Genomic DNA, 11,313 nt, shown 5'->3' with positions numbered 1-11,313 from the left:
TATTTGTTTTATAATCATGATAGATATCAAAAACGATTAAATGGCCTTAGCCCTATGGAATATAGAGCTAAAGCCGCTTAGATCATTTTTATTATTTCCACTGTCTACTTGACAGGGGGCAGTTCAAACCATGCAGCCAGTCTCTCCTTATTTTTCTTCAGATTGATAGACAACGCTTCCGTTGCGCTTCTCCTTTTGGAGCTCTCCGCGTGATACTAAATAATCTAAATGCGCCAATGTTTCCGCAATAGCAAATCGCCACTGATGGGCCGTCAGCGACTTATGTCCAAATACGGCGAATGCCACTTCGTAGGCTGTCTTTCCTTCACTTGCAAGCGACTTCATATGATGCAGCCGCTTCTCATGATGACGCAGGATGTCGTCCACTCGTTGACGCAGATAGCGAATCACTTCTCCGTGAGCCGGAAATGCTATCGCTACATCCAACTCCTTGACCCGATGCAAAGAAGAAACATATCGCTTCAGCGGATTGGGATGGCTTCCCGGCCATACGCTAATATTGGGGGTGATGCGTTCCAATACATGATCGGACACAAGCAAATATCGCAACTCCGGTTGGTAAAAATTAATCAGTCCATCGCTGTGTCCTGGAACTTCGATCACTTTCCATCGCTTTTGTCCCAGAATCACTTCATCGCGATTAAGAATGGAGAGAGAGGGAAGCGGCATAACGTGTTGAGCCAGTTTTTGCATGCTTTCTTCAATTTGGCTCACTAATTCATCTGGAACACCATGCTGCCTAAACGCCTCCCCGACTTGCTCGGCTTGATCGCTCCCTTCTTTCCAGACGCGTTCTGCCATCGCATAATCTTCTCGGCTGATCCACACCCGCGCCCCGGTCTGCCGCTGCATCCATCCTGCTAATCCGAAGTGATCCGGATGAAAATGCGTTAAATAAATAGAATGAATCTGCCGGCGATCCACATGAAGCTGCTGAAATGCTTTTTCCCATGTATCGATGGCATCAGGATAATGAAACCCCGCATCGACTATGCTCCATCCATCTGCCTCGCGAAATAAATAGCAATAAACGTATTTCATCGGAAATGGCACAGGAACCGGAATACGATACATATGATCCTGGATTATTTCAATATTCACCATCAATATCCTCCCTCTCTTATCCGCCTTCCTCATTTCAACCGCCGTCGAGTCCATCCAGTTCCTTCAGCGAAACAACTTCTATATCATACGATGCGCTAGATCATTCCGATAAACGGATTGATCGCCTTTTCCCGGTTCAATTGCGGCTCACGGTCAGGAGCCGATTCAAACAGCGTTTCAAAATAACGAATAGCGGGCACCGCCAAAAGCTGATGCACATTAAAAAACAGCTCACGGGCTTTCGTACCGCTCCAATTATCTGGCAATAAATCATGAGGAAAGCTCGGGTCCATAAAGAAAAAGCTACGATATTCATGTACTAATTTGGTCCTTTCAATAAAACATTCTCGATCAGACAGCTCATTGTTCCACGCTCGCCGCTGGAATTCTTCATATATTCGTTGATAGGTGTCGATAAACCGGTCATATTCTTTAGCAATTTGCGCAAAATCCCACCCGCGCTTAATCAATTGCTCATGACTGTGCGATACAATGGAGCTCGACGTAAATAAAATCACATATGGGTCTAAATGATAATCCCTAATCAATTCCATTACTTGCTGTTCCACAGGATTAGGGCTTGCCCACGTTCCATGGGAAATAAGACCAAACCCCATCAGGCTTAATTCTTTGCGAATTTGATTGCGCAGCTCCCTCTTTTCCTCCGGTACAGAATAGGTTAAGATACGCCAGTAGCCATCCCATTTGTAGTTTTTCAATGAATAGACGCGGATAAATCCATCCGTCATCGTCCGCTTTCCTTTTGGAGTCAAAGAATAGTAGCTATTGTTTCCAATTTTCCGCACCTCAAAAAATTCTTGCTGCACCATCCGCAGCGCGGCTCCACGAATGGACGATTCAGAAATGCCAAAGTGAGACATCATTTGAATGAGACTGCCAATCCACACTTCATTCCCATAATGCTGAATATACTCCCCAAATAAAGTAAACATGAGCGCTCTTGGTTTCATAGCTGTTCACACCTGTCTTTTTTTGAATTTTTCGCCTTTATTATGTATTATGACGAATGTTTGCCGATTTTTTCAAGCATGATGAAAGCCAATTAAAAAATAGATCGGCCAGATTGGCCGATACATGTGATCTAAAACATTTAAATTCCCTTCCAATTTGGCTGGCGTTTTTCTAAAAAGGCGCTCAATCCCTCTTTCGCATCCTCCGAACGGAATAACAAGTTTTGTAGCTCCCCTTCGTAACGAATTGCCACATTTAACGGCATTTCTTTTCCATTCATAATCGATAGCTTAATATTCGATACCGCATAAGTTGCACTGTTGACGATCTTCCGCGCATATTCCAACGTCCGTTCCCTCGTCTCCGCTTGTGGAAATACCCTATTTACCAGTCCCATCTCTAGCGCTTCTTGCGGCGTCACCGTCTCCCCGCTAATGTTCATATCCAACGCACGAGAATAGCCAACCAGACGCGCCAGCCGCTGCGTGCCTCCTGTTCCCGCCAACACTCCCAGCGTCACTTCCGGCAGTCCGATTTTTCCTGCCTCCTCTCCCATGAACCGAAGATCGCACGCCAATGCCATTTCCAGTCCTCCCCCAACCGTATGCCCTTCTAAACAAGCGATATACACTTGAGGAGAGCGCGCGATTTTATCTAATGTCTCGTTACAGAACAAGCAAAATTGCGTTTTAAACCGTGGATCCGCTGCCCGTAAAAAATGGATATCCGCCCCCGCTGAGAAAAATTTCGGCATATCGCTCATTAGCACAACCACTTTTATGTTTGGATCAAACCGAATGTCGTCGATCGCCGCATTCAGCTCCTGATAAAAGGCGAGATCATAAGAATTGGATTTGTTAATGTGCAAATGAATTTCCGCCACCCCTTCGTTTTTCACCACTGTTAAATTTTTCGTTTTTGTGACTGTTTCTTGTGCCATACCCATCCCTCCAAATAGATTAGTCATCCATCGCTCCATACTGAACACATGAATGCTGCAACATCCATTAAAAATTACCGCTTTCGCCCCCTTCCACAAGCAATCTTTCCATTAACAAGCGGTTCAAAAGACAAAGCGCACCCTCAGATTTTCATCGCTTTTTCTCTACTTCATCCAATGTCCTCCGCCATCGCACCCATTCGAAAACACTTTTGCATTGATGACAGTAATATTGCGAAACAAGCTGCGCAGTTCCAAACATAGACATTTTTGCCACATCCACCGAATGACAAAACGAGCAATACACCGCCTCTTGCCTATCCATTTTCAGGCACCTCTTTTTATTATGTTTTTGTAAATATCGTATATAAAACATAATAATTAATTGTCTGAATATTGTCAACAATAAAACAAAAAATATCCTGTATTTATTTAATACATCTATATTCTATCTGTATTTTTTATAGGTTGTTTTTTCAACAAAAAAGTAACGATCGTTTAAGTTATATAAAAAAGAACGTAGAACCATACACTGGCTCTGCGTTCTTTTTCAGCTAATCCCTTAACATCCCACACGATATTTCAATTTCTTATAGTTAAGATAAAAACATAGCCGATGGACTGATTGATGAACTAATCCCTTGTTTCAATTCCTCATAGTTAAGATACAAACTTATATCCCAACTTATACATTTCAAGTCCCAAAGAAGTTTCAATTCCTCATAGTTAAGATACAAACGTGGCTAGAACCCCCTCACCCGCCTGTGAGTTCGAAGTTTCAATTCCTCATAGTTAAGATACAAACTAAATCTCACCATACGGAGCACGAACCGTTTCGATGGTTTCAATTCCTCATAGTTAAGATACAAACTGTTATCGTTTTGTTACTTTTATTATATCAAAAACGAGTTTCAATTCCTCATAGTTAAGATACAAACTGTGCCACCGGATCGGATTTCACTTCCGGCGACTCTTGTTTCAATTCCTCATAGTTAAGATACAAACTGTAGGAAGTAACTTCTCTTTATCATCGAAAGGGACGTTTCAATTCCTCATAGTTAAGATACAAACCCCCAACAAATGTTGATAGATTAAGCTTTTTGGTTTTTGGAACGATTTGTTAGTTTTATTATAACGAGAGGTGCATGTTTGTGCAATGGTTGATCGGACAACCGTTTCATTCAAAATGTATGTGTCGTCGATCTCCAGGGATTTTTACGCCATTGGAGGTCGACGACTTTATTTTTTATCTGTGCTTTGTTCAGACCCCGTAGCGATCCGAAGGGGATCGCATGACCAATAAGCTATATCAATCCGGCTTATCAATTCATCCCAGTAAAATTTTAAACGGGCGCATCTGGAAAGGCAGACTGGGTTTATATAGAAATCCTCTTTTTTTACTCAACAGTTTATGAGAAACAATTTTTTCTCCCTCATCAATAAAACCATTGGCTCCCGGTCGGTCTCGTACGGCTTTATCCTTCCATTATTTATCTTGCTGCTGCAAATGATATTTTTTCATAAATTGTTCAGCTCTTCCGCGACGGTCCGTAAATTTTTGTTTCCCAGTATAAAAGGGGTGCGTATCTGAACTAATTTCCACTTTAATAAGCGGATATGTATTCCCGTCTTCCCATACGATCGTTTCGTTAGAAGATTTGGTCGATCCGCTTAAAAATTTATATTCACTGTTGACATCCATAAAAACCACTTTTTGATAGTTAGGATGAATGCCTGGCTTCATTTGAGAATCACTTCCTTTAGATTATTTTCAGCAAAGCGCTACTTCGTTTCGCGATGCAGCGTATAGCGCTTTAAACGTGGTGAATATTTTCTTAGTTCTAAGCGCTCTGGATTATTTCGTTTATTTTTTGTCGTGATATAGTTACGGTCACCTGTCTCTGTGCACTGTAAAATAACTTTTACTCTCATGCCTAAGATCCCTCCAAACTGAAAATATTTGATACACCATTAAATCGTAATAATTACGATTTAACATATTCAACTTATCAAAAAAATAAGCAACTGTCAATCGTCAAGAAAGAAAGTCAGATTCGCCCTCTCATAGCTTAGAGAAAAAATCCTAAAAGTTGACGATCGCTTTGTCGTTCTCTCTTCTCCTTTTGTGGACAAATATAGATTTACTTTCGGGCCATCTATAAATAAAAATTTTTTCTTATTTTCCCTATAATGTAAGCGTTTTTATCTTTTTTTCATAAAAACCGATATTGACAATCAGCTTTATCGGAATTATGATGAGTATAAAAATTCCATAAACAAACTGCTTATCAAGAGCGACCGAGGGAACAGGCCCAATGACGTCCGGCAACCTCCCGCAATCGGGAACGGTGCCACATCCTGCAGAATGGCTTTCATTCTGAAAGATAAGTCTGGTATTTACATACCGATGCCTCTTTCTGAGTGAAAGAGGTTTTTTCTTTTATATGGAGGTCCATGCAAAAATTTTCGTTACCATATGAAAAGAGCCATCGCGAGACTTTTTGCAAATTCCATTCTTTTTAAAAAAGCTCGACTCTCAGGGGGGAAAGTGATGATTGAAATCAAGGATGTAACTAAAATTTACACATCGAAAAACAGGCAAGTCATCGGCGTCGATCACGTCTCTTTGACCATCCAAGCTGGAGAAATTTTTGGCGTCATCGGCTATAGCGGCGCCGGCAAAAGCACGTTGCTGCGCTGCCTCAACCTTTTGGAGCGGCCGACATCTGGACAAATTATGATAGACGGCGTTGATTTAACATCTTTAAACAGCGAACAGCTACGGCAAGCGCGTCTAAAAATCGGAATGATTTTTCAACATTTTTATCTTGTCAGTTCAAAAACAGTTTTTGAAAATATCGCATTCGCTTTAAAAGCCGCTAACAAACCGAAGGAGGAAATAGAGAAACGAGTCAATGAGTTGCTAGACATAGTCGGTCTGTCTGACAAGCGAGATGCCTACCCTGCCCAGTTGAGCGGCGGACAAAAACAGCGAGTCGGCATCGCGCGGGCGCTTGCGAATGATCCCAATGTCCTTTTGTGCGATGAAGCAACATCGGCACTCGATCCAAGCACAACCAAATCCATTTTGACACTGTTGAAAAAAATTAATCGCGAATTAGGCATCACTATTGTATTGATTACCCATGAAATGGAGGTAGTGAAAGATATATGCGATCGCGTCGCGGTTATGCAAAATGGAAAAATTATAGAATTAGGAACGGTATATGAGCTTTTTACCAATCCAAAGGAGGAATTAACGAAATCTTTCATCAATAGCATCCTGCAATTTGAAGTTCCTGACCATCTGTTGCAAAAACGGACAGGAACGATGGTGAAAATTTTATTCAAGGGAGAGAGCGCCGAAGAAGCGATCGTTTCCGATATGTTGCAAACCTTTAAAGTGAAAGGCAATATCTTACACGGGAAAATCGAATATATTCAAAACATCCCGCTCGGCGTCTTTATCATGGAGCTGACAGGAGAGCGCAAAGAAATTGAACGAGCGCTCGATTATATTTCCGAAAGAACCAATGGATTGGAAGTGATTGCGCATGCTGCTTAATGCTCTTATCGATCTTATTCCTGAACTAAACAAAGCGTTTTTAGAAACGATTTATATGGTCGCCATCTCTCTTTGTATCGCGATCCTTATTGGACTTCCGTTGGGGATTCTGCTTTTCGTCACGGATCGGGGCCTTTTTTTAGAAAATAACATCGTCAAATCCGTTCTAGGCTTTGCGGTCAATCTGATTCGTTCGATTCCGTTTGTCATCTTGCTCGTCGGGCTGCTGCCGCTGACAAGACTGATTACCGGAACCACCATCGGTCCTACTGCTGCCTCTGTCTCGCTGTCGGTTGCCGCCATTCCTTTTTTCGCAAGAATGGTAGAAACCTCATTGCGAGAAATTGAGAAGGGAGTGATTGAAGCAGCAATTGCCGTTGGGGCTACGCCGTGGATGATTATTAAAGATGTACTGCTGTCGGAAGCTCGCCCGGGCATCGTCCACGGGATCACCATTACAACGATTAGCTTAGTCGGATATTCTGCCATGGCCGGCATTGTCGGCGGCGGGGGCATTGGCGACTTAGCGATCCGTTTTGGCTATTATCGCTATGACAATACGGTGATGATTACAACGATCGTTGTTTTAATTTGTCTTGTTCAAATCATTCAATTTAGCGGTGAACGCATCGCCCGTCTTGTCGATAAACGGTAAAAAACAACGCAATCGATAAAATAATCAAGGGGGATTTCAACATGAAAAAACGACTGGTTTTACTTATTTGCCTTCTTTCCTTTTCACTTTTAGCGGCATGCGGCAATAAAGAAGCTGCTTCCGGAAGCACGCAGAAAAAAGAGCTGACGATTGGCGCAACTTCCGGTCCATACAGCGACATGGTCAACCAAGCGATCAAACCGCTGTTAGAAAAGAAAGGATATAAAGTCAAAGTAGTGGAATTCAGCGACTACATTCAACCAAATTTAGCTTTAGCCAATGGCGATTTAGACGCTAATTTATTCCAGCATAAAATTTATATGGAGACATTCGCTAAAGAGCATCATCTTGATCTTTCTGAAGTCATTATTGTTCCAACTGCTCCAATGGGGATTTATTCAAAAAAATTTAAATCACTAAATGAAATCAAGGATGGAAGCGAACTGGCGATTCCGAATGATCCTACGAACCTGGCAAGAGCACTACTAATCTTACAAGACCAAAAACTGATCCAGCTTGACTCATCCGTCAATCCGCTCACTGTTTCGGAAAAAGATATCAAAGAAAATGTCAAGCACCTTAAATTTAAACCGATTGAAGCAGGGCAATTGCCGCGGACAGTTGAAAGCGTCGATTTGGCGGCGGTGCCCGGCAACTTCGCTTTAGCGGCAAAAATGGACTTAAATGACGCTCTTGCCCTAGAAAATATGCCGGATGATTATCGCAATCGCATCGTTGTGAATACAAAAGATTTAAATCAACCGTTTGTCAAAGATATCCAAGCAGTGGTTCAATCAAAAGAATTTGAAAAAGTGATCGACCAAAATTTCAAAGGCTTTGGAAAGCCAAAATGGATGCTGGAACGAAAACAATAACTTCTCCCATACACGCCGTCTCCTCACGGCGTGTGTCTTTTTCACAGCATGGAAATAGACGTTTCGCCATCGAACCATTATAGTAAAAATAGATCGAAGAACAATAAAGAGGCGAGAACTATTGATACACATTCAAGGAGGCAGTACAGAATCTAGCAAAGCAAGCTAGGCGCTGTTTTTGGGCGGTTTTGTCACCTTCGCCAGCTTATATACGGCTCAGCCGCTCTTGCCGCTGTTCGCAAAAACCTTTCACATTTCTGCCGCTTCAGCTAGCTTAGCCATGTCTGTATCGACCGGTGCATTAGCCATTATCATTCTCCTTGCCGCGAGTACTCGGATCGCGCTGGAAAAAAGAGAGTGATGACCATCTCGTTGCTGTTAACATCGTTATTAACGATGGCAAGCGCGCTACTCTCCCACTTTCCTTCTCTTGTGCTTGCGCGCGCGTTACTCGGTATGGCAGCTGCCGGCGGCCCCTCTTTAGCAATGGCTTATATTACGGAGGAATTTCAAGCAGAAGGAATTGGCAAAGCGATGGGGCTTTATTTAGCGGAACCAGCATTGGAGGCATGGCTGGACGAATAGCGATCGGGCTATTAACCGATTGGTTTTCATGGCGGACCGCACTGTTTTCCATAGGAGCCTTTTCGCTTTTATTAAGCGTTATTTTCGCCGTGATCCTGCCGGCGCCGCGCCATTCTGCCCCAAAGCCGTCTAGCGGCAAAACGGCTTTGGCGGCCTATGTTGTCCATTTGCGCAATAAACCGCTGATGTCGCTGATTATGCTCGGCTTTTTATTTATGGGAGAGTTTGTGACACTGTACAACTATATTAGCTTTTTATTAAGTGAACCGCCATACTCATTAAGTCTATCCGTGCTTGGATTTTTGTTTATGGTGTACTTATTCGGAAGCTTCAGCTCTGTTTTTATGGGAAAAAAGCCGATTTATCTGGATATGCGCCCACATTAAGTCTATCGCCATTCTCGGTGCCGCTATTACCCTTATTCCTTCTGTTGCGATAAAGCTGATTGGGCTTTCACTATTTACGTTTGGCTTTTTTGGCTGCCATTCGATCGCCAGCACATGGATTGGCAAATGCACAAGGCTCTATAAAGCACAAGCAGCTTCTCTTTATCTGCTATTTTATTATGTAGGGTCGAGCTTAGCGGGGACAGCAGGAGGTTGTTTTTGGATGCATTTTCATTGGTTGGGTGTGATCGCGTTTATCATTGCTTTGCTGCTGTTAAGCTATCCGGTGATTGGATATGCCCAAAAGCATCTCCAATAAGTGTTCGTCCTGTCTGCTATCTCGTTCTTCCTAAAAGCGTTGCCGCTTTCTCCTTCAATAAAAAACGCCGGCCGATCTTCTGTTTCCGCTAGCGTTCCCCCATGCTTCAATCCCTAAAACAAACCTTCCGAATGTAAGTTTCCTCAATGTCGTCTAGTAGAGTCGGGCGGCCGAGGCTCGAAAAAGAGTTCACCTTGATCACACGAATCGATGACAACGGCAAGATCATACATATTTTTCCAACCTACACTCTTCCAAAGATCATTCATTTCGTCCTTAAAAGGATAAGAACGTGCAAGTTCCCTTCCTCTCATTGACTATGAATCGGCTCCAGACATGCACGAACATCATTTTTCGGTGAATTGACAATCGAAGCTACTTCATACATGCTCATCTTTGCCGCGGCATATGGCTTAAGCAACGATTTCACATAATCGGTATCCTCTAGCTTTGCATCCAGCCATGCTTCATGCTGCTCTGGCGGCAAAATGACCGGCATCCGCTCATGAATGGGGCTGACCAATTCGTTTGCTTCCGTTGTAATAATGGTACATGTATACAACGCCGTCCCTTGCTTGTCCCATTTTTCCCACAGCCCTGCAAAAGCAAAAGGCTCACCATTTCGCAACGTAAAACGATACGGAATTTTGTTCGTCCCTTCCTTTTTCCATTCGTAAAAGCCGTCCGCTAAAATTAAACAACGGCGCCGTTTCAACGCTTGACGAAAACTCGCTTTTTCATCGACGGTCTCGCCTCTCGCATTGATCATCTTCCAGCCAATTTTCGGATCATTCGCCCAAGCGGGCACGAGCCCCCACCTCATCATTTTTCCGATCCTCATCCCATTCTCTTCAACAACCGTCAGCACCGCCTGGCTTGGAGCGATGTTAAAACGGGGCGATAGCGGTTCAGGAAAAACAAAATGAAACAACGCTTGCAACTGCTCCATATCAGCCGCCAACGAAAAACGTCCGCACATCCCAATCCCCTCCTTTAAATATATACTTATGTACAAGTATAACACTAAGAGGGAGCGATATGCGCGCTCCCTTTCGTCTTTTGCTCCATTATGTCCATCCGTTTTCTCTACCTTGCGCTTTCCTCAGCTGCTTGCACTTGTATACGAACGCAATGCAAACCGCCAAAAGCGACGTGCCAGCCATAAAAACACAACAGCCAGCAATCCAGCAATAAGCGCAGTCGCCATATTCCATTTTCCCAGCAACGATAAAGCCGGCATATTCGTAATCACCGCCGCTGGCAGCACATAAGTCAAAATCACGCGCACCCAGCCGCGGTACATGCCGATCGGAAACCGCGCCGTTTCAAAGAAGGAATCAAAAATAAAAGATAAATCATCAATGCGGATCACCCAAAACGAAGTCGTCATCAGCATCATCCATAACGAATAAATCAATACAAGCGACGAAGCCATCGTGATCAGAAAAACGAGTATATCAACCAATGATGGCATATAATGCTTTTCCGCTAGTCCATAGACGATCAGACCGAGGCCAAGAGCAACATCAATCAACCGCCAAAACACTAAATGACGAAAGCTCACATAAAACATGCTATCAACAGGCTTGGTTAAAATATAATCAAGCGTGCCGCGGCGAACGTGCTCAAGCAAGCGCGGCATATTGGGGCGCAAAGCAAAATCGATCCAGCCTTTCAATGTATTAAAGACGCCGAGCAGCACAAGTACATCTGTATATGTCCATCCTCCAAGCCGATCGGTCTGATAAAAAAAGATATGGATGGTCAAAATCGCAATCCCAATGCCAAAAAAGCTGGAAACCAGATTCCCAAGAAACTCGCTACGATATTCCAGCTCTTCAACAAAGCACGCTCGGAAAAATTCGCGGAAAATTCGCCAGTATCTGCCCAT

11 protein-coding genes, 1 pseudogene, 1 CRISPR repeat array and 1 riboswitch are annotated in these 11,313 nt (G+C 43.3%); of the genes and pseudogenes, 5 read left to right on the top strand and 7 right to left on the bottom strand.

Annotated elements, in window-relative coordinates; translation table 11 throughout:
* Positions 1-81, top strand: an 81-nt coding sequence (locus AT864_RS18820) for an IS3 family transposase (protein WP_369815612.1), incomplete at its 5' end; no start/stop codon positions are given.
* A 66-nt stretch (positions 82-147) separates the two neighbouring features.
* Here the strand turns inward: AT864_RS18820 and AT864_RS15300 are convergent.
* From AT864_RS15300 to rpmG, 5 genes are all read right to left on the bottom strand, one after another.
* On the bottom strand, positions 148-1,131 hold the full coding sequence (locus AT864_RS15300) for an MBL fold metallo-hydrolase (protein WP_066150436.1): 984 nt from the start codon (positions 1,129-1,131) through the stop codon (positions 148-150).
* Positions 1,132-1,220: 89 nt separating this feature from the next.
* Positions 1,221-2,096 (bottom strand): PaaX family transcriptional regulator C-terminal domain-containing protein, encoded by an 876-nt coding sequence (locus tag AT864_RS15295; protein ID WP_066150430.1) that lies wholly within the window; start codon positions 2,094-2,096, stop codon positions 1,221-1,223.
* Between the two features lie 140 nt (positions 2,097-2,236).
* A complete protein-coding gene (locus tag AT864_RS15290) occupies positions 2,237-3,037 on the bottom strand; it encodes an enoyl-CoA hydratase/isomerase family protein (protein WP_066150426.1) in 801 nt (266 codons plus the stop codon).
* 579 nt (positions 3,038-3,616) lie between these two features.
* Positions 3,617-4,108: a CRISPR direct-repeat array (repeat unit 30 nt; unit sequence GTTTCAATTCCTCATAGTTAAGATACAAAC).
* 415 nt (positions 4,109-4,523) lie between these two features.
* Complete coding sequence (locus AT864_RS15285) at positions 4,524-4,781, bottom strand: type B 50S ribosomal protein L31 (RefSeq protein ID WP_044741903.1); 258 nt, start codon at positions 4,779-4,781, stop codon at positions 4,524-4,526.
* Positions 4,782-4,819: 38 nt separating this feature from the next.
* Positions 4,820-4,969, bottom strand: coding sequence for a 50S ribosomal protein L33 (gene rpmG, locus AT864_RS15280; RefSeq protein WP_066150423.1), 150 nt, complete (start codon positions 4,967-4,969; stop codon positions 4,820-4,822).
* A gap of 350 nt (positions 4,970-5,319) precedes the next feature.
* A riboswitch (SAM riboswitch) is annotated at positions 5,320-5,428 on the top strand.
* A 160-nt stretch (positions 5,429-5,588) separates the two neighbouring features.
* On the opposite strand from rpmG, the gene AT864_RS15275 reads away from it, so the two are divergent.
* The 4 genes and pseudogenes from AT864_RS15275 to AT864_RS18815 all read left to right on the top strand — a co-directional run bounded on the left by AT864_RS15275 (position 5,589) and on the right by AT864_RS18815 (position 9,422).
* The gene (locus AT864_RS15275) at positions 5,589-6,602 is read left to right on the top strand and encodes a methionine ABC transporter ATP-binding protein (protein WP_066150420.1); all 1,014 of its coding nucleotides are present in this window, start codon (positions 5,589-5,591) and stop codon (positions 6,600-6,602) included.
* Positions 6,592-7,257 carry a methionine ABC transporter permease gene (locus AT864_RS15270; protein ID WP_044741901.1) on the top strand — a complete coding sequence of 222 codons (666 nt, stop codon included), beginning with the start codon at positions 6,592-6,594 and terminating at the stop codon, positions 7,255-7,257. Before AT864_RS15275 ends, AT864_RS15270 begins: the two co-directional genes overlap by 11 nt.
* A gap of 41 nt (positions 7,258-7,298) precedes the next feature.
* Complete coding sequence (locus AT864_RS15265) at positions 7,299-8,132, top strand: MetQ/NlpA family ABC transporter substrate-binding protein (protein WP_066150417.1); 834 nt, start codon at positions 7,299-7,301, stop codon at positions 8,130-8,132.
* Positions 8,133-8,304: 172 nt separating this feature from the next.
* Positions 8,305-9,422, top strand: a pseudogene (locus AT864_RS18815) (MFS transporter).
* A 310-nt stretch (positions 9,423-9,732) separates the two neighbouring features.
* On the opposite strand, the gene AT864_RS15255 reads toward AT864_RS18815, so the two are convergent.
* Together AT864_RS15255 and AT864_RS15250 are read right to left on the bottom strand one after the other, a co-directional pair.
* A complete protein-coding gene (locus tag AT864_RS15255) occupies positions 9,733-10,401 on the bottom strand; it encodes an SOS response-associated peptidase (RefSeq protein WP_066150414.1) in 669 nt (222 codons plus the stop codon).
* A 123-nt stretch (positions 10,402-10,524) separates the two neighbouring features.
* Positions 10,525-11,313, bottom strand: a complete 789-nt coding sequence (locus AT864_RS15250) for an ABC transporter permease (RefSeq protein ID WP_066150410.1) — start codon at positions 11,311-11,313, stop codon at positions 10,525-10,527.

Origin of the sequence: Anoxybacillus sp. P3H1B (assembly GCF_001560855.1) — a bacterium.
Lineage (GTDB): Bacteria > Bacillota > Bacilli > Bacillales > Anoxybacillaceae > Anoxybacteroides > Anoxybacteroides rupiense.
Note: the sequence above shows the minus strand (reverse complement) of the source record. Positions and strands in the feature narration are given on the sequence as shown.

What these genes read in the sequence shown, in the direction of transcription:
- AT864_RS15275 (WP_066150420.1), top strand. Translation starts at nt 5,589, where the DNA reads ATGATTGAAATCAAGGATGTAACTAAAATTTACACATCGAAAAACAGG.
- AT864_RS15295 (WP_066150430.1), bottom strand. Translation starts at nt 2,096, where the DNA reads ATGAAACCAAGAGCGCTCATGTTTACTTTATTTGGGGAGTATATTCAG.
- AT864_RS15250 (WP_066150410.1), bottom strand. Translation starts at nt 11,313, where the DNA reads ATGGGCAGATACTGGCGAATTTTCCGCGAATTTTTCCGAGCGTGCTTT.
- AT864_RS15255 (WP_066150414.1), bottom strand. Translation starts at nt 10,401, where the DNA reads ATGTGCGGACGTTTTTCGTTGGCGGCTGATATGGAGCAGTTGCAAGCG.
- AT864_RS15285 (WP_044741903.1), bottom strand. Translation starts at nt 4,781, where the DNA reads ATGAAGCCAGGCATTCATCCTAACTATCAAAAAGTGGTTTTTATGGAT.
- AT864_RS15290 (WP_066150426.1), bottom strand. Translation starts at nt 3,037, where the DNA reads ATGGCACAAGAAACAGTCACAAAAACGAAAAATTTAACAGTGGTGAAA.
- AT864_RS15265 (WP_066150417.1), top strand. Translation starts at nt 7,299, where the DNA reads ATGAAAAAACGACTGGTTTTACTTATTTGCCTTCTTTCCTTTTCACTT.
- AT864_RS15270 (WP_044741901.1), top strand. Translation starts at nt 6,592, where the DNA reads ATGCTGCTTAATGCTCTTATCGATCTTATTCCTGAACTAAACAAAGCG.
- rpmG (WP_066150423.1), bottom strand. Translation starts at nt 4,969, where the DNA reads ATGAGAGTAAAAGTTATTTTACAGTGCACAGAGACAGGTGACCGTAAC.